The following is a 23,326-nucleotide window of genomic DNA, read 5'->3' as shown; positions in this document are numbered from 1 at the left end:
TTTGGAGGCCAGAAATGACATTGTTGCCTATGATCCGGGGGATGTTTTAATCACTTAACTATTGCATATCCCGAGGGTTTTGGCTCTGATAAATAAAAAAGAAAAAAAGTTAAAAAAATACTTGACAAGGCTTTTAAATATTGTATACTTTACAACGAATCTGAGAGAAATAGTTTTTAAAAGTTTTTCTGAAGCTTATAATTTTCTAGTTAGGTAATTAAAGACAGCCACGGTTTTTAATTGAGCTAACAACTCCGGCTTTTCGCCGGAGTTGTTAGCTCAATTAAAAAAATCGCGGCTGTCTTATTTGTTGCCGGCCGCGAGAAAGGAAGGAGAAAATGTTGGAAAATAAGCCTCATCGCGGAAAAATTCTAATATTCTTAGCGATCCAATTCTTTTTCTTCTTTGGAATTAGCTTAGCAAGCCCAACCTCATTAGTAAAAACCATCAATATTCCCTCCATATTCGGAAACATCAAAGAGGTGTTTGATAGCCAGGACACTACACCTGTCAATACGCAGAATTCTAATTTAGGTAAGACGATTATCCATATCCAGGATGCCCATTGTAATTATGAAGCCCAGAAAAATATGGCGCAGTTGTTGGATTATCTGGCCAAGGAGCAAAATCTTAAATTGATCATGGTTGAAGGCGGCAGCGGAAATGTCAACCTTGAGTTTTTGCGCAACTACGCTGATAAAAAAGCCCGGGAAGGCGTGGCGGATAAATACCTGAAGCTGGGAAAAATCTCAGGCGAAGAGTATTTGGACATTGTTGCCGATTATCCTCTTGACCTTTACGGGATAGAAGATGAAGCCTTGTATGAGGCGCATTTGGATGTTTTTCATAAAGTAGATGCCCTTAGGGACGAAAGTTTAAAATACTTAGAGGATTTAGCCAAAGTTGTCAACGCTTTAAAGCCAAAGATCTACAGCGAAGAAGTAAAATATTTAGAGAGCGCCAAGAAAAACTATGAGGATAAAACTTTATCTTTGGGGGAATACTGCGGCTATCTTAAAAATATTGCCAGTAATAAAGGTTTTGACCTTCAAAGCTATCCTTTTTTAAGCGCTTTCGCGGAGCTTGCCCGGATGGAAAAAGAGGTTGATTTTAAGGAAGCGGAAGCCCAAAGGAATGAGTTTATCAAGAGCTTAGCCAGCCTGCTCAATGAAAAGCAGGTAAAAACTGTAGTTGACAAGAGCCAGGATTTTAAGGCTGGAAATATCACCTCCGGGGAATATTATTCATTTTTGAAAGACCTGGCGGCAAAGAAAAGAATCAACCTTGAACAAAATTATCCCCAGTTGGCCGCCTATATCCGCTACATAAACGAAAACAAAAAAATAGATGTCGCCCAGCTCTTAAAAGAAGTCGGTTCTTTGGAAGAGAAAATAAAAGAGGAGCTTTTCGCCAACGCCGACCAGAAAAAATTGTATGAAATTTCAAAAGCGCTTGATGTGCTTAAAGGTGTTGTCAGTTTAGAGTTGACCCCCGAAGATTACGGATATTTTAAGGCAAACCGGGCGGATATGTCAACCGGTTCCTGGTTAAGTTTCTTAAGCGATAACTGCGCCAAATACAATTTAGCGCTGCGGCCGTCGGCCTCCGGGGTAATCGATGAGAACATGAGTAAATTTGAGGAATTTTATAAATTGGGTTCTGACCGCGAGCAGGCGTTTATTAAGAACATTGTCAAGAAAATGGATGAATCCGGAGAAAAAATAGCGGTATTTATCGCCGGCGGGTTTCACACGCCCGGTATGACGCAGATGTTTAAAGAAAAAGGCTATTCCTACGCGGTAGTCACCCCGACAATCACTAAGAAAACCGACTCCAGCGTTTATCTTTCCGTCTTAAGAAGCGAAAAGAAAAACCTGCAGAGCGAGAATATAGATAAAGGTAACAGCGGTACAAATGGCAGTGATGAGGAATAAATAAATGAAAATTAAGAAAACAGGAGGAAGGAAAATGTTAGGGCAATTAAATAAAAAGATGTGGTATAGGTTAGTTTCATTGGTAGTTACAGTAACTTTTGTTTTTAGCAACATTGCTACCGCAGGCGTGGTTTCTACGTTTAATTTAAGAAATAACTCAGCTAAAACTAATCCTACGACCACAGCAGACGCGGAACAAATTTTTGCTATAAAAAACGCGATAAAAACCGGAGTTGGAAAAGGCGACTTAATTGTTACGAAAGAACCTTCCGAAGGGCTTTTTGCTTTATTAACAGCACAGGAATTGAATCCTTTGCCTTATTTATTAGCCCTGAACAATGGCACCGCGCACGGTAATAATTATGATGCAGACGGCAATTTAATAGAAACAAAGATGAATTTACCGGGTACTGATGCTATTTCTCGTATTCTTGCTTATTATGGAATACTTGTAGTTCAGCATGGCATAACCGGCACACCGATTCCAAACATTCCGTCCCTTAGAAAAGTAGGGATGAGGATTGGCCATGTGGGAACTAATTGGCAGAATATAGCATGGGAAGTTATAATTCAGGAAGCAAAGACAACTCACCCTGAACTGCAAAATTTAGTCAATAGGATGATCGATGATTTGATAAAAACTTACGGTAAGAAATACGATGTTACCCAGAGAGAAGGAGCTAGCCAAAAGAATTTAGAAAGACTTATTGGTAAAGAGCTAAAGAATCTCATAGGTAAATATAGTCAAGAGTGGGAAAATTTACCTCCCGATGTAAAAGAAAAAATTGATATAGCTACAGAAAAAAGTGCTACTGAACACATGATCGCTTTTGGCAGCGCGGGAACGGATGCTTTAGTGAATGATTATTTAAAATCCGGCCTTGTTGTTCCGGTTCGAAAAAGTTCGGTATTTAAAATAGGATATGAGCCGCTTAAGCCCTTAGTAGATGATTTTTCTCTTCAGATCACAGGCGCAACCGCTGCTGTTTTAACTGTAAAAGGTTTACGTGGGAAAGCGCTAGATTTAGTAATAAAGAAAGAAGCTTTGGAAAAGGAAGTAAAAGAACTAGAAAAGGCGGGAAATAACGAATTAATAATTAAAACAAAAAAAGATGAAACAGATGCTCTTAAAAATCAAATAAACCTTATTAAAGATGAAGCAGATGGAGCGGCAAAAGCAATATTCCAAGAAATAGTGAATCGTGAAAAAATTATTTTAATAGCGCGTGTAAGTGAAGGATTTGGCAGGGATGCGCTAAAAGCCAGCTTTAAGGCAGGCGATGTTATAATCCCGGAAAGCCTTAAGGCGGAAGAAGCAGCGATTATTAAAGCCGCGATAGAGGATGGTTTAGATGAATATACATCAACAAGCGGAGAGAAGTTTAGAATAGAATATGGGATTATGGATGTAATCGAGGGAACAAACGCGTTTGTTGCTAATGTATATGGAAAAGCAACAGCAGATTTAAAAGAAAAAGAATCTGGGGCAACCAGCATTATGCTTTATGGGCCCGGTGTTAAAAGATTTATGCGTAATACCTTAGATGCTTATATAGATCAGGTTGTTACCCGGGTGCCTCCTGAGAAGTTGATAGAATTTATTGCTAATCCATTAGACCCGGAGTTAACCGCGGATGGTGATATTAATAAAATAGAAGCAATGCTGGATAGGATTGCAAAAGCTAACGGGAAAACCATTGGCGACTTAGAAGTTGTAATAATGGATAGGCCCAGAGAAACAGCAAGAATAGCCGCAATAAAGCAATTGCAGGAAAAATATAAAGGATTAACGCTTACGACTATCAAAGACGGAACGGTAGCGCATGGTATCGATGCCATCCTTGGTATTAAAACAAGAGAGAAACATAAAGTTATGATGACTTTAGTCGGCGCTCCGGAAGGAGAATATATTCGCGCCATAGGCAGTGGATTTAAGGCATTAGGCGCGCTTGTCTTTAATCGGTTAGTTTCTGAGAATGTAAATAAGGCTTCGGATGGTAAAGATGCAAAGGATTTAAAACGCAGGTACGCTTTTAGCGACAAACCAAAAGAAGGGGAGCAAGAAAGTGAAATAGACGCCATAAAGAAAGCCTATCCCGAAGAATGGAAGGATATTATTGCCGGTAAAGTATTGTATATGCATAGCGATATAGATGCCAGTATTCGTGGATCTATGGCATTTATCAGCAATAATGGCGTATTCAGAACAGATGGCGTAGAAATTGGAGAGCAAGGAAGTAAAATCAATTTTTTGCGTTTAGGTGTGGTAAACGGGAAGCCCTGCGCTTGGTTTGAAACCAGATTAGTCGATAATAATGGCGGCATTATTGATTCTGTCAAACCCGAGCCTTTTATAGTGCCGGAAGGCGCCTCTTATCCGGGGCGTATTGTTTTGGACGCATTAAAAGACACAGATCGCATCATTATGGCTGATAATATTCGAACGCCTTTGAGTATAGATGGAATTATTAAAGCGGCAATCAACACAAAGAGCTTTGTTATATTCCAGCAGGCAATGAGCGAATTGGATTATACCTATGCGGGCGGTTTTTCGTTCGACAATCCTAAAAAGTTTGCTGAATTGATAAAAGCAAGAACTAAAGCGCTTGGGTTTAAAAATTTCATTATCAAAGGAGACCATGTAACCGTAAAAGCGGATAAGGAGTTTTTGAAGGATAAGGAAGCCCAAGAAGAAGTTGCCAAGCTTCTTAATAATATTTTAAAAGAAAAAGATATTGTTCAGAGAAAAGCGATTTTTGCAAGTAAAGTTAAGGAATTAAAAGAGTTATCCAATCCTACTCAAACTCAAAAGAATGTATTAGGCGCGCTTAAAGCAATTGAAAAGGCGTATAAATTAGTTGAGGTGGAAGTTGCAGCTGGTTTTACCGAATTTGCTTTAGATGCTTCATTTATGCCAATGAGGTTAAACGCATTGGTTAGCGCGTTTTTGGCAACATTAATACACCAAGACAGCGGAGTCGAGACTGAGGTAGGTGAGATAGGCGGGGATGAAAACTCTACAATTGCCGATGTTTTAGAGCTTCTTTTCGGTAAAAGGTATTTAGAGAAAGTTTCCTTTAAGGGCGGGGCCAAAGTTTCTAAATTAGTTAAGTATGGCCCGGCGGTGCCGATTATGGATGCATTCTCAGATGATATCGACGTTAATGTCCCTGATGCTGTTGTGGAAAAAAATACGCGTGGTGATAAGGCCATCCCAGTAGTTATAAACTATGCCGCTCTTGTTGAATCAGGCCCTGATGGGGTTATGGCTTTGGAAAACGTGCTTAAACAACTTCTTGAAAAGCAGGGAAAGTTTCTTAAGAAAGGCGAGCTTAGCAAAAACAACATTAAGTTTATTATCGATGTTCCTAGTAAAATAAGTGCTGAAGAAGCGAATAAGTTGGTGGATAAGTTCTTTGCGAAAGTAAATGATATCAATGGAGATTTCACTAACTTAAACCGGGATATGTTCGCCAGTATTGTGGTAGGCAAAAATCCCGCGAATGTAGTTAACGTTGTAAACGAGAAATTCGGCACGGGTATTTATGTCGTAATTGGTTCTCAGGGCTATATTGAACAGTTCAAGGGTTCTTCTGAGAATATGATCGTACTTGGGGAAACAAAAGAAAAAGGACAGACAGTTTCAATGGCTAAGGCATTGAAACTAGCGTTAAATCTCATTTCAGAGGGTACGTTAACCAATGATAAATTGACGGCATTGGATGCATTATTCGCTCAAGATGCAAAGGGCAGTTTTACAGTTAAATCTAATGCGGTAATACCTTCTATTGCAAATGCAGTTGAAGAATATAAAGCAGAAGTCGCGGCTGTAGTTGCAATTTAATTCATTTAAGGAAAAATCGGGGACGGGAATTTCCCGTCCCCGGTTACAAACATATAATCAACAGTTTTTTGTCCTCATAATTAATTAGCGCATGCATAAAAAATCAAAAACTTATTTAAAAAAGGAGAAGAAAATGTCCGCGCAGTTTTCTAAAGACGGCCTGGTTTCAAAGTTTATTATAGGAGTTGTGTTAGCCAGTTTTATTCTCACTAATGCGTCTATTAAACAGGCCTATGCAGCTGCGGACAAGCTAAGACCAGAAGCGTTCACAGAAGATTTGAGCATAACCAGCATTAAAAATGACTTTATGCGGGAAATGCTGGGTGATTATAAAGTTTCTTCAACCGTTAATTTTTCATTCGATACTTACTCTAAACAGGTAATTGATTTAGAGCATTCTCCTGAAGCGAAAAAGAAAATGGAAGAAGTGTTTGGCGCTTCGGTAAAGGACGGAGAAGAATATTCTGTGCTTTATTTTATCGGTGAACCGGTGGCCTTCGTGAAAAAAGACAACGCGGGTTTTAGCATAAAGAAAATTGGTGAAGACATAAAGAAGATTCCGCTTGAGGCGTTCGTTGAAGATGCCGCTAAGGCTAAGGCAGAAGGTATAAAAGCTATAGATATTGTATTATCCGATTATCTTTTCTTGGAAAAGAGAGCTACGATAGCTGTCGCGGACAGAATGACTCTGGATTACCGTGAATTAAGGCTATATCACGATCAGGAATTTACGAATAAAAACGAAGAATATAAAGAAAAAATAAAACAACTACAACAACAAAATACCCCAGATGCTAAAAACCAACTTAAAATATTAAAAGAAGAATATGCGGTTTTCTTAAAAAATGACGGGTTGAGGCTTGCGGGCGGCAAGGGGTTGAGCCTGGCCATTATGGATGATGTAGTCAGCGTTCCCCCCGGATTTAATGTTACCACAACCGCTTATTTTAAATTTGTGAAAGCAAACCCTGAACTGTATGACTTAATCAAAGAAGAATTAAAAGTATTAGATACGATGGATGACCAGAAAAGGGACGCAATAACTAGAAAAATCCGAGAAGTCATGAAACGTTCTTCGATTCCGGATGATATCAAAAACGAGGTATTAGTAATGTATCGCCAGTTGAATGTCCTGCGCGTTCTGGCGAAAAAAGACATCCCCGCAAGAGTTGCGGTGAGAAGCTCGGGTATAAAAGAAGATATCAAGGTCTCGTCTTGGCTTCCGATTACTACTGGTTCCCAGGCAGGCCAATCCGATACTTTTCTTAATGTCAGCGGTGAAAAAAATGTGCTTGATAAACTGAAAGCTGATTGGGCCAGCCTTTTTACAGATAGGGCAGTAAGCTATAGAGATGATGCTATATTTTTGATTTTTTCCAGCGCAATCGAATTTGAAGGCAAGCAGCCCAAGCGCGTATATTATGATTTAATCAATAAGCTCCGCGAATACGCTGTAAGATTGAACAAGCCGGAATTTACCGACTATGCCGAAACTTTAACTAATTACCGCAATCCCGGTTCGGTAAATTTAATGAATGCGATGGAAGAGATTTTAAAATATGAAAACAATCCCGAGATAAGACACAGTTTGGAAACGATGCAAAAAATCGCTTTGGAATTTATCCATCCTGAAGAGATCGGAATCGACGTTGTGATTATGCAAATGGTTAGGAGTTATTTGGCCGGTGTAATTTTTTCGGTTAACCCGGCGACCAAGATGGCGGGTGTTTCACAGGCATTATATAAGGCCTGGAAAGGCGACAAAAGCCTGGTGCAGTTAGATAAAGAAGGCAATATAGTCGGCACAAAGCCGATAGTAGTCAGCTTTGAAATCGCTTATGGTTATGGAGAAAATGTAGTTGGAGGGAAAGTCGATCCGGATAAATTTGTTATGGCTACTTATGACGGCATAAACTGGTTTTTCTTAGAAAGGCATAAGGGCACTAAGCTTATTCAGATGATTAACATTGAAAAATCGATCGACCTCTTAAAAAGCAAACTAAGCCAGGATAAGATACGGTCATTGGCAGGTATGGTGGAAAAAGCAATTAGTTACGATGAGGTTGACAAAAGGATAAACGGCATTTTGGTCACAAATTTATACGGGACACGGTATTTAAACGAATTACCGGATAAAACAGAAACCGAGAAAGATAAAAAAGCGCGAGTACAAAAAATCGCCACAGATATAGCGAATATGATCAAGGCGAATAGTTCAATAGGCGCGGTACAAGAATATATCAAGCAGAATTTCCATGTTTCTCCTAATAATGAAAAGAATGGACTAAAGGAATCGGCAGTTAATAAATTAATACAAGAAGTTTTTGCTTCGGTTGAAAACGCCAGCAATGAGGCAAAAGCCGGGATGAGTAGTTTGCATGAGTTTTTTGGCAATAGCATAGAAACAGCCGAAGCGTTTATACTGATGACAAAAGAGGTGTGGGAAAATAAGGAATTCGATTTAGTGCATAGAGGCGACGTATTAAAAAAATTGGGGTTAGAAGCTAAAGAAATGAGGAACTTAAGTTATCTCATAAGGGCGCTGGTAGATAATAGCTTTACCTGTAATTTGGAAACCACGCCTACTCATCAGGACTCATTTAGTATTAACGATGAGGAAGCAATTGAGATTGCCCATATGGCATGGAACATTGCAAATTTTTATAAAGACCAGAGAGATATTGAGTTCGCGGTTGAGATAGACCCTTCTGTGCCTAAAGGCCAGGAAGGCCGGCTCGAAGCATATACTGCCGATGTGGATGGCGCTCGCCTTAAAATGCAAAAAGACGGCAAACTGGTAAAAGTTGAAGATACAGCTAGGGGAGGAAAAGTTGTTTTAAAACTCTATAACGTGCAGGCGCGTCCTTATACCGCCGCTATTCAAAAAACCGATGTTGTCCGGCAAAGAAGTGAAGTGGACGAGAAATTTATTGAGGATAATAATATAAAAGCTATTACCAGCGGTACAAAAGGCGAAAATGCGACCGAAGCGTATGTGCTGGTATTTGACCCAAATAAAACCATTGATTGGCATGCTGAGACAATAAGAAGATTAAAGGCAGGACAGTTTAGCGATGAAGAAAAGAGGCAGATAAAGAAACTGGGATTTAATCCCGATGAATTCGGTATAGGTAAAGATAAGGTTTTGCCGATAGCGTTATATTTGTTAGAAGCGGATCCGAACCATGATCCGATTATGCGGCTGGTGGACGCGGTAATTACTATTAGAGGAGGAGATACCTGCCACGCGGCAATTTTCTGCAGAGAGCAGGGTATTCCGGCTGTAACAGGGGTGGGTAAGTTTACACTTGAGGAAAGGCTTGTGGCTACGGGAGATGGTTTAACTGTAGACGCCAATAATGGTCTTCTATACAAACTTGAACCTGATCCAGCAAAGAGAATCCCGGTCAATTTCGTAAAATTCAGGATTAAGCCATACGGTATCCCGGGAGATGACGATGGAATGCCATATCCCTCAATCGGCCAGATTATTGCTTCGGATTCGACCGCTCAACAGAATGCGCCGATTATGCTGGCTGAAGATGACGCGGGTAATGCATTAACCCGCGCTGAATTTAAAGCGGAGCAATTAGGTTTGAATGTATTCGCGGGTTACGGCTACGATCTTATTCAGAATATTAAAGCGGGCCGTTCAAAAATGCCGGAGCTGGTAACCGTAGAGCAGTTAATTGAAGGAAAGATTGAAGGCTCTGAAAAATTTGTTTCTAAAGTAAATAATGAAATTTTTAAATATTATAAGGATAAGCCGGAGATTTTAAATGGCTTTAAAGAGCAATTTAGCAGGGAATATAAGATTGAAGACGGCATAAAATTGTTAAGTATTTTCGATCTTATGAAATTACGAGAGCAAGATTCCCCGCTAAACAGGGAGCAACTGCGTTTATTAGATTATTCCATGAAAATACCCGGTATAGTGTCAGCGTTAACAGATCAATACGGCGCTATGCAAAGAAGATTTAATTTTGATTATAATATTATTTCTCAATTAAACAAGAGCCCTTGGATTCTTAAAGAGATAGAAAACAAGTTGGTAGAAAAAGGGTATTCGTCATTTGGGAAATACGTCGGGACAGAATTTCGTACTTTCTATAACTTAATGGGATTTAGTGTTAGTCCGGATCAGAAAGCAAAGAACAGGGCCTATGACTTCGCGCAGGATAAAATTAGGGGGATGCCCGGCTCTGAAATATTTTCCTGGCCCGGTGTCAATCCATTAGTGGGCTTAAGAGGCGCCTCTCTGGAAATTGAGGGAATAGATGAGGATTTTGATGGTAATCAGAAGGTGTTGAGCTTTTTGTTGGACTCGGTTATTGATGCTAACCAGAACACCCATAACCAAGCCTGGTTTTATGTTTTTATACGATTCGTCAGGGAATTGGACATGTTAGATATCGCTCTTGAGAGAATAGCGGCTAGAAAAGGAAAGCTGCCTAAACAGATCGGTATTATGATTGAAGTTCCCAGTGACGCTATACTGGCGGATAAACTCGGTAAGAAATTGCTGGCAATGAGGGAAAAATACAAAAAATACGGGGTGGAACTTACCTTTTTTTCTTTTGGAACAAACGATTATTCTCATCTTGCCGGTAAAGGCGACAGAGAAGATCCGCGGATGAAGCTGGAGCTTCTTGACCCTGCGGCTATTAAAGCGATTAACGCGATTAAAGAGGCGGGATTTTTCTATAATGATAGCATTAAGAAGTTGCCTTTAATTGACGAAGGTGCGGATGTAATGATTCAGTTAATGGAGGCGGTAGTAAAGGAAGCGAAAGAGCTAGGTATCCGAATAAACCTTTGCGGAGAATCGGTTACCAGTTTAGTGGGAAGAGGGGATTATGATTCTGCCGGAAAGATTATGAATTTATTGGATTCTTTTGGCATAAGCATGATGTCGGTCCGGCTTTTGGCATCGATGACCCGGCTCGATACAATGTCGGCAACAAAAGAAATCATCGCGCCTGAATCGGAAAAAGAGGTATTGTTTGATCTAAACGCAGGGGAAGTTAAACAACGCACAGGAGTTATTAAAGGCGAAGTGATTTACGTAGAGAAAGCGGAAGATTTATTGCCCGATGCGTTAAAAGGGTTGGAAGGCGCGGAGTTAGAAGAGAAAAGAGAATTCTTAAAGTTACAAAGCTTAGAGAGCGCGCGCAGCACAATGAAAACATATAATAAGGTCGTTGTTTTAAACCGAAACCTTGTCGCTATTTCTGAAGATGAATTAGTGAAAGCGATGACCCCGGCATATTTTGAACAGTTTAAACGAGAGGGGTTGCTTAAGCCTATAGGAAATAATCTTTACGTATGGACCAATCTTAACGTGCACGCTAAGAAATTTTCCGCTCAATTAAAAGATAGAAGATTCAGTGATGATGAGCGGACTAAAATAATGGCTATTTGGCAGAAATGCTGGGACAATACCATTGAAGGGCTTGAAAGAAGGGGCATTGATTGGGATGATTTGCAATACGCGAAGGCAATTATTGTCGATGGCGACGTAAATCTGGATGGCTGGGATGTGTTTCGCCGCGACAAGGGTATCGTACCTACAAGAATAAAAGCTATTGCCAAGGGTATAGGCGCGATGCGCCCGCAATTAGAAGGGCAATTTGTCACGATTGACTACGCAGCCAAGAAGATTTATAAAGGTAATCTTAAGGTTGAAAAGAAAAAAGCAATTGTCCGCTCCTTGCCAATACCGCAGTATGACCCGCAAATAGATACAAAACAGGCCGTTGAAGAAAATGCGAATAGCGTTTATTCGAAGATTGAGTTTAACCCGTTAGTTCTGTTGGCGTTTGAAAATGAACAGATAAAAGGTAAAACTTTAGAAGATTCTTTAGGAAAAGTATTTGACGAATATGTGGGGAAATTAATCGATGAGCTGGATAAAATCGCAAAAGAGAAATACCAGGATAAGAAACTGAGTTTAATTAACGAAATACAGGAAAAGATTAAAAAAGAACCTGAGAAAATCATAAAAGAATTTTTACAGGATAAACTTGATAAAATAACCCGTAATGATGGAGCAGCGTTATCTAAAAATTGGCTGGAAGAATTAAGGAATAGATATTTCGCGGACATGAGGAAGAGAATTGTCAGCCGCCTTAACGGAAAATCCGCTAAGGAATTCATAAAGGATTCGTTTAAGCAGCAGATGCAAGAAATTATAGAGAAAAATAAAGGGCAATTTGTGGTGCATAAGACAACAAGTTTGAATTGCCTGGTATTTAGGAATATGAATTTCGGTTTCTTGGTGGAACAGGTTAATCCTAACCCTGACTATGGTTTATTAGGAGCAGCCAGGGCGATTGGCGATTTTTGGGAGATCAACCGCCTTGAGTTAGAGGCATTTAAAGAAGTAAGAGCGGCATTGCCTGTCAAAGAAAGAAAGGATTTTGGTTTACAAATTACCGAACTTAAAGGAACTCAGAGCGGCGCGGTAATTATTGCTTGGAAATATATCTTGAAAGATATGGGTATTATTCCCGGCGAAGACGGCTTACAGCTGGGTGTTAATATTGCTACGCCTAGCGATACACTGGCTGTGGATAAATATTTCGAATATTTCAAAGATCTTGGAACGGGTTTAAATTTTGTAACTTTTGACAAAATAATGTTGGGAGCAGCTTGGGCAGGCGTCGATATCTACTGGAAAGAGTGGAGAAGATTGGCTAAAGAAGGAGAATTACAAGAGATCGGCGATGTCGCCATCAAAATCGTTAAAGGAAAGATGGAAGATATAAATAAGAATGACGATCAAAATAAAAAAATAATAGTTTCTTTCGCGCCACTAGTGAAAGAAACCAAAGAAATTAATGATGCAGCTGAGAAGCAAAAGATAGAAGAGAACGCAGTAAGCGGTAAAAATTAATTTTATAAGGAGGAAGAAAAATGTTCGCACAGTTTCCTAAGAAATCATTGTTTTCAAAATTAATTTCCGGCCTCGCCGTGGTAAGTTTTATTATTACCAGTGTTCCGGTGAGAAGCTATGCCGCTTTAGGTACTGTGGATAAGCTGCGCGCTCCGGTAGTAGAGAGTAATTCTGGCATGATAGATTCCATTGAAAGGGAACTAAGTGGAACGCCTTTACCTAACGTCAAGATTTTTGCAGAAAATTTTAAAGTTGGAGGTAAGACTACTAAGGAGCAAGAGAAAAATGTTGGTCAAATTATACTCTTAAGTCAATTATTAGAGAGAAAACTTGCAGGTGCTCTTTTAGGACATTCGGCAACAAGGGAAGATTGTATTAAGGAGTTAACTAAAGTGGGAGAGCGCCTTTTAATTTCCGGCGGCATTGATAAAGATTTAGCTAAGATCAAGATTAAAGAAATCGCAGAAAATAGTTTTAATTCAGCTGTAGGGCCAGTGAAAATAGGTGATTCGACATTAGGCACTGTTCCTTTAATAGTAAGAGATGCTTGGATTAAGACAATGACTAAAGCAATGGAAAATCTATTAACAGAAATTCCTGTTGCGAATGATAAGGCTCGAATTGAAGCTAAAAATATCGCTTCAGCAAGATTTAATGAAGTTATAAATCATCGTATCCTCGCATTGCTTGATGCCGGAATCAAAGATATACCCATTTGCGTTGGAGGTTCCAAAGAGGAGATTTTAGCGCAGTTAAATGCTTATTTTAATCATATTCCGGCAGAGCGGTTAAAAGATACTAAGTTTTATGTCGCTAATGAACCTCCGGACAAAATCGGAAAGGTCGCAGATGCGGGAGGTAAGGATGTAGCCGCAGATACTGATGAGGTTCGCGATGTCCATCAAGCTATATATAATTTACTTGAAGTAAAATACGGTAAAGATATTGTTAACTCAATATGGGGTAAATCATTTTTAATGCTTTATGGCGCAAGCGTAGACGGCAAGAATATCGATAGGATTATGTCGGTTAAAAGTAATAGGCCGGATATGGCGGGCGTTCCGCTTGTCCATGGCGTATTATTTGCCTCTTCAGGCAAAAAAGTTCCCGGTTTTCTTGCTGTGGCTAAAGGGGTAAGCAGGGCAGCCATAGCAGACAATAATAAGTACGTTTGTTTCGTTAATTTAAAAGCATTTGACAATAAGGATAAAACACCTCCGGATCAATTCTTGGCAGGAATTTATGAAGCAATAAATAAAGGAGAAATTGATGCTTCCAGGACATCTTTGTTTATTGCCGAACAAGATTCTAATTTGGGAGATTGGCAGCAGGCATTAGCAAAAGCAGAAGCTGAATTTATGCGGACTAATCCAAAGTTCTTATTGGCTTCTTTGAATATGGCGGAACTCAAGGAAATTTTAGCTTCCGATGTCAAATCAGCAGAAATCTTAGACGGTATAGCAAAGAAATTGAATAGCCTCCCCAAAGCCGAAAAATTAGAGTTGAGCAGGCTGGAAGCGGTGGTTGTGTTGGGGAAATTGGCTAACCTTACTGAAACCGAGACGTTTAGCCGGATAAGAAAGATAGTCCATCGTTTAAGCGCTGAGCAGTTGGCTGCGTTAAAAGGCATTGCCAAAGCGGATTTGTTCAAGAATGATGACTTGGATAGGAAATTAGCCATTGCTTTGAAACCGACAAATATCTTTGTCAGCGCCGGCAACGCGGTTATTTTTTCGGAAGGCGCGTTTAATTCATGGCTAAATGAATGGGAACCGGGGCAAAACATCGTTGCCATAAAAACACTCAAAGGAGCTAAACAACTTAATGCTGCGGCATTTGTTCGGCAGAATTTTTATTCCGGCGGAGTGTTCGCGCGATATCAAGTCGCCGGCTTACATCTCGGTGAGCCTGTAAATGTAGATGGGAAGAAGATAGATACTATTATTGTTCCTGAAGATAAAAATTCAGGCCGGCCGGAAATGCGCATTCTTTATTTTGGCCCGGAAATAAGCAATAAAGACGCAGTGGGAATAATGAGGCAATTAGGAATCGGCCCGGATGTAGTCGCGGAATATGGCCCGGGTAAAGATGAAGGAGGCGGTAAAGGCGGCACTTATCAGGCGTTGCGTATCAAAGAATTCATACAGATGGGGTTGCCGGTAGCCTGCGCTTCTCCGGTGAATAAAGACGGAATAAAAGTCGGGCTTAAGGCAGCGGGTTTGAATCCTAAAATTGCTTTCAAGGAAGCATTATTTTCTTTTAACAGAGATAAGGTGACTTCGAATACCTGGGCAGTAGATACTTTATCTTGTACTTCTAATGCCATGATTTCTGCGATTGTCGCTGCGCATGAAGCTTTTGGCGTTGAGTCAGGTTCTGGTGAGACGGTTCATGCGCAGACCGCTTCTAACGCTGTTTTCCCTGAACCTAGCGGCAGGGAAAGAGATCCGGTGGATGTTTTGAGAGGGTTCTCGATAATCCAGGATATCCAGGAAGCTTCTACCGGAGCGGCCAAGAACCTGTTTAAGATAATCCCGGAATTGGAAGGTAATTTCCCGATTACGGCTAAACGGGTTGGCGCAATCACGGGGAGCGCCTTTACGATCACGATGAATCTAAAAAAAGAAGTTACTGAAAAAGAAGTCAGAGACGCGTTGAGGAACTTTGCAAAAAATAAATCAAATGGTATGGTCAGGTTCTATGAAGGAATACCCGGTGTTGCCGGCACTCCTTTAGATACCAACTCTATTGTAGGATGGTCTAGTGTTTCGATTATTGACGGGTTTATGATCCAAGTGCTTAATAACAAGAAAACCATAATAATCAAAGGCCTCTATGATAATCAATCCGCGGCACCTGGCCAGATTGCGCACAGATGGGCGCCCTGGATGGTTGACGCAAGAAGGGCAAAGGAAATTTTGACGCCCGCTCCTGTACAAATTAAAACCACGGAAGTTGCAACTGTTCCTTATATGAGCAGTTGGGGTAAGGCAGAGCTTGAAGGTAAAAGTGTCCTTGAACGTGTAGACCTTAATGTTTCCGGCGCAAAGGGAGAAATTAAATCAACAAAGAAGATCTTTGAAGCCGTACGCACCATGGTTTATCCCTTGGAAAACGGAGCTAAGACTGTGGTAGTTATCAGCCATAATGGAAGGCCCGACGGGAAAGTGGATAAAGCATATTCTATGGGGCCGATTTCCGTAGAAATCCAAAAAGCTTTAGAAGCGCAAGGATACAATTATAAAGCGGTGTTTCATGAGAATAGCATAACGGCTAAGGGGTTAGCAAAAGGATTAAAGCAAAGAATCATTCCTGGCGCGATAAATATCCTTGAGGATAGCCGTTTCTATGAAGGAGAAGAAGGAAATGATCCGTCTTTTGCCGCGGGGCTGGCGGATTTAGTGGATAATGAGGTATTTATTTTTGACGCCTTTGGCGCGGCGGAAAGGACCGGCGGATCATTGGATTTAGTCGCCAACTACGTGGAAAAGATCGCCCTTGGCTTGATAATGGAAAATGAGGATAAAAATCTACAACTTGCTTTGCAAAATCTTCACGGAGTTATTATCGGCGGAGGCCCCAAGGTCAGCGAGAAGGTGCCGATGCTGCAAAAAGTCATCCCGAACATGAAGGAGGGCGGATTCCTAATGATTGGAACCGGGCCGGTTGCTCCATTCTTAAAAGCACTGCATAATATCGAGGTCGGAGCAAAGGTCGGCGAGAACGATCTTAAACAAGCCCAGAGTATTATTGATCTGTCTAAGCAATATAACATCAAATTGGCGTTGCCTTCTGATTTTGTGGTGGTGAATATGGATTTAACCAAACCGGCTGAAGGCAGTGAAAAATCCTGGCTTGAGTTAAAGAAAATTCCCCAAAACGCCAAGATTTATCATGTAACCCTGGAGCAGTTGAAGCAGGGTACATTCGCTGATACCGAATCAGGAGATACATTAATCGCTAAAAATCTTTTCATCTATGATATTTATAAACAGAGTATTGAAGAGTTTAGCAAAATTATTCTTCAGACTCCTGCCGGAAGATGGAATGTTTGGAATGGCGCGCTAGGCGTGAGCGAAATACCGCAGTTTGAGGTTGGCTCAAAAGAGGTTGGCAAGACTTGCCTGGAAGCCGCCAAAAACAAAGCCAATATCGGATTAGTGGGTTCGGATACCGGAGCAATGGCAGAGCAGTTTGGCATCTCCGGCGAGGGGATTTATATCTCAACAGGCGGCAGTTCAGCGCTGGCAGTTATGCAAGCCAAAGAATTGTTAGTAATGATTGGATTGAAAAAAGCGCAAGCTCTAATTGATATCGCCAATGGATTAAAGGTGAGCGCGAAAAAAGTCAGGGATTTTCTACTTGTAAATAAGGCGTCTCTGGAAACGCTCAGCGATAAGAATCTCATCGCAGCGATTAGCACAGGGGTGAAAGCCAAAGATGTTGAAAAAGAAGCTGAAAAAGTAGAGACAGCTGCAGGTGAAGTGATGACAAGGAATTAAATTTGGAAAAGAGATAAAGCCGATGAAAAAGGCAGTTGCTTTATTAATAATAGCGATTTTTCTGTCGCAGCAGGTATGCTTAGCCGTTGGTATCACCGATGAAATTACATCTCGTCTTCCCAGCGTATCCAGCCTCAAATCAAGCGTTCAATCCAGCCTATCCAGCATTAGTTCTACCGCCCAATCTTATGTTTCCAAAGCCAGCAGCACCTATACTGCCGCAAGCAATGTCTACAACACAGTTAAGTCTGTAACTGGCATTTCTACAACAAATTTTACTTCTCCTTTTAGTAATATCAATATCCAGGGCATTAAATCTACTGCTGGCTTGGTTACTGGTGTACTGACCAATAATCCCCAAGCGGGAATCGCAGTAGCTAATACCAATTGGACTAAAACAATATCTAACCAGCTCCCCGGAATAAAAAATGCTATTTACGATAAGGCAAACTGGGCAATAGACCAAACCATATTTAAGCCGGGATTTTGGGATACTCCCGAAGGCAGAGAGCATAAGGAGTTTCTTAGTCAGTATTTTGCATTTATAACCCTCCCGGGTGGAGCAGCTGAAGGAGTACTTTCAAGCGCCGGCGATTTATTAACCACTGGGGTTTCCAGATACGTGCCTTCTTTAGCAATAGACAGCGGCTCTTGGGCATTACGGAGCGGCCGGGTAGCGCAAGGGCTTAATTATGCCTGGCAAGGTAGCAATATGATTTGGGGGAATCCTGCCGTAAGAAGCTATATCGGCCTTGCCGGCGCAGGGGTTTTGGTCAATACAGTCTATGGTCTTTCTCCGCTTAAATCCCCTGCCTATAATACTTTTGCCGACAATAACGGGAGAATCGGTTACCTGATGAACGAAATCAGGCAAGAGGAGCATTTGCTTGCGCCGGGAAAATATAATGATGATATGCTCAGCGGCCTATCTGAGGTAGCCGCTACACCGCAGGGAGTTAAGAATTATTTAGAAGAGAGAAAGATTAAGACTAATGAGCGGGTAGTGGCAGATGCGACTGAAATAGCCAGTCTTAATGTTCAGAACCAAAATTTAACCAATGGTTTTAATTGGTATGAAAAAGGTTTTACCGGTTTGGCTGGTATTAGCGATTCTCTGGTTGTTCCGATTAGTAAAGGATTGGATAATTATGGCGTTCCGTTTGCCGGAGCATTTATAAAGAGCGTAGGGTCTTTTAGCCCGCTTACCGGTTTATCTATTGGCGCCAACGCGGGCGCAAGTCCGAGTTATAGCTGGCGCGGTTTTGCGGATTTTGTAGCTAATCCTCTTGAAGCAGGCGTAGGGTTGCGCCGCGGTTCAATTGTTGACGGCAGATGGGATTACGATTCCGGTTACCGTAACTTAGGTGAGGCAGCCGGTAGTTTATTTATCCTGCGCGGCGGCAGCGGAGAAGCCTTGCGCGGGGTAAAGTCAGCTAAAACGCAGTTTAGCTTATTGTCATTACCGCCCGCGTATGAAAAATATAAGGCGCCGGTAACTATGGCTGTAGTAACTCTGCCATTGGCCGCGGCTGCTTTATGGGAGGGCGGAAAAACCGGCAATTTGGGGACAGCGGCTAGCGCAACAGCGGTGATGGCGGTGAATATGTTTGGGCCGGGTATTGTAAAAAATAAACTTACTCCTGTCGATTTTTCAGGTATAAATACAGGCGGCACAGCCGGAGGTTCCGCTCCGGAAAATATAAAAACCGTCCCCCTGCCTTCTTCTATCGAAGTAAACCCATTTGAATTACCGCGCATCCACGGCGATGATAATTTAAAGGGCGTAGGAGATAATTTAAGGAACGAGTTGGCTGGCATAAAACTTGAGGTTTTAACCGTAGATAATTTAAACGCGATCGGCAAAAGAATAGCGGAGGAAACAAAAAATATATTAGCAGGTAAGGTAGGCAAGGATATAACCATAGATAATTTAGTGGCGCGTGAATTTGCCGGCCTTGTTAAAAACAGGAATTTTAATATCCGTCCGGACCAGCTGGCATTTACATATAGCGTAGCAGTCCATCTTGCCCAATCAAATTTGGAAATGCCTACCAAAGGCCTGGCAGTGGGGCTGGAAATGAGCGGCGGGAAGATGGATGGTTATCTAAGCGGAATAAAGGTGGCTTTGGATATAACCCAAAAGATAAACGCTAATCAAGAATCCAAAATTAAAAATATTTACATCGACCCCGATTCCAAAAATTTAGAGCAGCTTAAAGATAACCCTACGGTGGAAAGGTTAGCAAAGGACTGCAACGTTTTTAAAATAGAGGATGCGCACGCGCCCGTCTTGATAGGTCAATTTAAGCCGCAGAAACCCCAAATTTATCTTATGGAGAATTATGACGCTAAGAGCATTGGTTTGGATGAAAAGGGAGCAAGTGCGCGACAAAAGAAAATTTTAGAAGGCGTAACCGGCGTAATCGTCAATGAAATCCAGCTTGTTTTAGTGGATGCGGATTTGATTAAAGGCCCGCGCGAAGGTATTTATTCCAAGCTTACCGATGAAAACGCAAAGAGTTTGGTAATGAAAGAAGTAAAACTTCTCAGGGTGATTAATGAAGAAATCAACAAGGAGGCGGGCTTGCATGATAATGGGATCGAAGGCATAACCAAAACCCGTTCTCTTTTAAGCGGACATGAGGTTCGCTCGGAATACCAGTTAAAGCCGGCAAGCAGAGGAAAAATTATTGAGAGTATCTCTATCAGCCATAAAGATTTATTGAAAGATTTGGGTTATGGCCGGGCTAAAGAGGAGTTTTCAAATCTTATAGATTTAGCCGCGGATACGCTATTTAATAAAGAAAAAGGCAAACATTATTGGATAACCAGCGATAAAGAAGGCAAATACGTGGATTACCGTATCGCCGATAGCGACGGCACAGAGCGGCCGAATACCAGGTTTGGCAGCCAGGAAGTAGCCGGGCTTATCGCGTTAAAAGAAGGCGCAACCGATGAGCAGGTGGCGGATAATTTATTACATAAACCTACAGACCGTATTACCACCACTGAGCTGTTGAAGAAAATAGGGATAGATAAGGCAATTTTCGGCTCTGCTACCACTGAGGGACAGGGCAAGACTTTAAATGAAATGGGAGTCAGCACGGTAAGAGTTACGCCGGAAGAAAAAGTGGATTGGGATAATGGAATCAATAAATTAGACGTAATATCAACGGATTTGCCTGATGTGGCGGCGGCTGTAAAACACGTCGTGGAGCTTATAAAAAGTAAAGAAGTTTCCCAGGTTGCGGTTACCGATATCAGCGCGTCTAAATTGGAGGAGGTGCGCGCGGGGATACTTAAGGCAATGGATGACGGCATTATCCCGCGCAGTGAAATAGAATTTGTAACCGGGGAGAATCGCGAGTTGCAGGGAAGAAAATTCGAGGAGATAAGGGAGAATAATAAAGTTGACCCGTCAAAGAAGCCGATATTGATTATCCAGGGTATGGGCGCGGGCGTCAATACTTTTAACGCGCCTAACGGCAAATACAAAGTGGCGTTGATTAAGGTGGGAGTGGATTCTAAGGATAAGCTTACTCAGCTTAGCGGCCGCATAAATAAAGCTAACCGCGCCGAAGGAACTTTTTCGGTTATAGTAAATGAAAGAAAAGATAGATTAATTACCACAAAAGAAAAAGAAGAGTTAGGCAAAATTTCCTCTCCTGAAGCTAAGAAGGAAGCTGTATTGGCGATATCCGAGAAGATAAACAAAGAGCAGGACGCGCAGGGGGTAAGCCGGCTGCGGCAGGAGGCGGGAAAATTGGTTGATGTCAGCCGGCATCAGGCGGAAGTTACCGATAAAGATATCGAATACTTACAGTCGGAATATTTAAAAAAGATTAGGCAGCGCGCGGGGGTAATTGCGCAAGGAGACATCGCCACGGCTGCGCAATTAGAGAAATATTTATCTCAAAGAGGGCTAAGCCAACCGGTTGAAGCCCTTAAGTCCCTGGGCCTGGTATTTGACGGACGCGTAAGAGGAACACAGGATGAGCTTACCTTGCGCGGTAAGCGCTTCCTGGAATTCTTGGCAAATTTTGAAGAGCAGATAATGAGAGGATCGGCCAATCCTTATCAGTTCCTTAAAATAGCCAGAGACCAGTTAAGGATCAAGCAGGATGTTTTGCTCGGGCAATTAAATGATCCAAATAATTTTTCAACGGATCTGCCGGATAAATTGAGTATTCTAGCCAAGGAAGAGGATGTTTTAAACAAGATTTTAGAGGATGGCAAAGATATTCCCGCTCCCTACATAATATTGAATATGTGGTCTTTAATAAATAACCCAATATTAAAACCCCAAGTATTAGAAGCGCTTGAAGAACAAAATATTTTTATTAAGTCCAAAGACGTGGAAAATCTACAATTAACCGACCTGCCGCAATATTCTCAGCTTAAGGATGCGCAGGTAAAGGAAATAAAATCCGATTTGTTTGAATACCTTTTAAATATTGAGTCAGTCGGCGGAACCGGGGCGCTGAATAATCTTATAAAAGAGGTTTCGATAAAAGAAACGGATATTCTTGCCGCATCCGAGGGGCAAATCAGAAATTGGTTAAATGCCGAAAATTTCAAAAATGGCGACTTGAACAAGCTCTTTAATAGCGGATATGGCAAAGAGATTATCCTAAAGCTTGTTAAAGAAACCGCGGGTAATCCGGCGTTGTTCAAGGCATGGTTGGCTCAGGTGATTAATATGGATACGGCCGATTTAAAAATCGACTTTACTGTTGAGAAAGCAAAAATGGAGTTCTATAAACAGGCAAAAGTAGACGGGATTGATGAAAAGAAGATAGAGAATATTATTGGAATTATTGATGAAAGATTGGTCGCTCAGCCGGCAATTTCTAAATTTGCAAAAGAACTTAATAAAACCGTGCCGGAGTTGATCGCGAAACTTATAATTGAGGATATAGGATTGGGCAAATTGGATAATCTTAAAAATAAATTATATTATTCTTTTTCTAAAGAAGCAATAACAAAATTAGCCAATAAATATGGGCTTAAAGAAATAGAAGAAATACTTACGCTGAATTTGATTGAAGAGAATAAAAGTATTGTAAAAGAGACCAAAGATTTTCTAGCACAGCCCAGTAACAATAGCTATCCGGCTTCAGCAAATCTTAAGCTTATTGCCGAGGCAATTTTTAATACAAATTCTCCGGAGCGGCTCAATCGGATTATTAGCGATATTAAAGAAACCCTTAGTGTCCTTCCTTCAACAGTATCAACCGCGCCCGTCTTACCCGCAGTAACTAATCTTGAAGCAGTTAAAACGGCCGTAATCGGCGACTGATGTATACAGATATTTTTTTCTTGATTAATTTAATAAATAGGAGATAATGTATGTGTAACTTAGCTTGGTTCAGCAGTTTAGAATTAGGAGTAAATCATGCAGGAACGCAGAAGATTAGCCAGATGGCAGGTGAATCAACACGCCGCGCTTAAGTTAGAGCAGGTGACCGAGGAATTATTCTGCCAGATCAAGGATATCAATTCTAAAGGAGCAAAGGTTACTTTAAATACAAAATTGCCGCAGGATCGCCAGCTTAAGATGAGTTTACGGCTCTCTGAAAATTATACCGTTGAGGCGGAAATTTGGGTTGCCTGGCACAAGGCGGTTAACGGCATTAATCATTACGGGCTTTATTTTAGCAGGATAAAGGACGCGGATAAGGACAAAATTTATAAATTTATCAACATGTATCGTCCTAATGGTTCAAAGCAGAAGCCGTGGCTGGGAGCTGTAAAGGTGGAAAAAGAGAAAGGAGGCGAAGGGATGAATGATCATCGGATCTTCGAAAGGTTCAAGAAGGAGTTTTCCGCCCGGTTTATCGGCTTAGACGGAAGAGAAGGGCAGGCTCAGACATTTGACGTAAGCGCAAAAGGTTTGGGGTTATCCACCGCAAACGAATTGGAATCTAATACTCCTTTAGAGATTTGGCTGGATGTTCCCGGTAGTACCGACCCTTTATACACAAGGGGGCAGGTTGTCTGGTCCAGGTTAGCAGGAGTAACCGGATATCGCTCGGGTATTGAGTTGGAAAGGGCTGATCTTATGGGTGTTTCGCGCCTCCTACGTGCCTGATTTAGCCAATAAAGAACTTGATTTGTTGGCTAAAATATGTTAAATTTTTGTATTATGTCT

6 protein-coding genes are annotated in these 23,326 nt (G+C 41.3%); all 6 read left to right on the top strand.

The window, feature by feature from the left end:
* Window positions 1-338: 338 nt before the first annotated feature.
* Window positions 339-1,934, top strand: coding sequence for a hypothetical protein (locus PHG87_06605; protein MDD5477847.1), 1,596 nt, complete (start codon window positions 339-341; stop codon window positions 1,932-1,934).
* Between the two features lie 4 nt (window positions 1,935-1,938).
* Window positions 1,939-5,778, top strand: coding sequence for a fructose-bisphosphatase class II (locus PHG87_06600; protein MDD5477846.1), 3,840 nt, complete (start codon window positions 1,939-1,941; stop codon window positions 5,776-5,778).
* Between the two features lie 91 nt (window positions 5,779-5,869).
* Window positions 5,870-12,673: a PEP/pyruvate-binding domain-containing protein gene (locus tag PHG87_06595; protein ID MDD5477845.1), complete on the top strand. Its 6,804-nt coding sequence runs from the start codon at window positions 5,870-5,872 to the stop codon at window positions 12,671-12,673.
* 20 nt (window positions 12,674-12,693) lie between these two features.
* Window positions 12,694-17,175: a phosphoglycerate kinase gene (gene pgk, locus PHG87_06590; protein ID MDD5477844.1), complete on the top strand. Its 4,482-nt coding sequence runs from the start codon at window positions 12,694-12,696 to the stop codon at window positions 17,173-17,175.
* 22 nt (window positions 17,176-17,197) lie between these two features.
* Window positions 17,198-22,474 (top strand): hypothetical protein, encoded by a 5,277-nt coding sequence (locus PHG87_06585; GenBank protein MDD5477843.1) that lies wholly within the window; start codon window positions 17,198-17,200, stop codon window positions 22,472-22,474.
* Window positions 22,475-22,570: 96 nt separating this feature from the next.
* Window positions 22,571-23,266, top strand: coding sequence for a PilZ domain-containing protein (locus tag PHG87_06580; protein ID MDD5477842.1), 696 nt, complete (start codon window positions 22,571-22,573; stop codon window positions 23,264-23,266).
* Window positions 23,267-23,326 lie beyond the last annotated feature (60 nt).

The sequence above is a fragment of the Candidatus Omnitrophota bacterium genome, from assembly GCA_028716245.1.
In the GTDB taxonomy this organism is placed as follows: Bacteria; Omnitrophota; Gorgyraeia; order Gygaellales; family Profunditerraquicolaceae; genus UBA6249.
This window is presented reverse-complemented; position numbering and strand designations above follow the sequence as displayed.

What these genes read in the sequence shown, in the direction of transcription:
- pgk (MDD5477844.1), top strand. Translation starts at nt 12,694, where the DNA reads ATGTTCGCACAGTTTCCTAAGAAATCATTGTTTTCAAAATTAATTTCC.
- PHG87_06595 (MDD5477845.1), top strand. Translation starts at nt 5,870, where the DNA reads ATGCATAAAAAATCAAAAACTTATTTAAAAAAGGAGAAGAAAATGTCC.
- PHG87_06580 (MDD5477842.1), top strand. Translation starts at nt 22,571, where the DNA reads ATGCAGGAACGCAGAAGATTAGCCAGATGGCAGGTGAATCAACACGCC.
- PHG87_06585 (MDD5477843.1), top strand. Translation starts at nt 17,198, where the DNA reads ATGAAAAAGGCAGTTGCTTTATTAATAATAGCGATTTTTCTGTCGCAG.
- PHG87_06605 (MDD5477847.1), top strand. Translation starts at nt 339, where the DNA reads ATGTTGGAAAATAAGCCTCATCGCGGAAAAATTCTAATATTCTTAGCG.
- PHG87_06600 (MDD5477846.1), top strand. Translation starts at nt 1,939, where the DNA reads ATGAAAATTAAGAAAACAGGAGGAAGGAAAATGTTAGGGCAATTAAAT.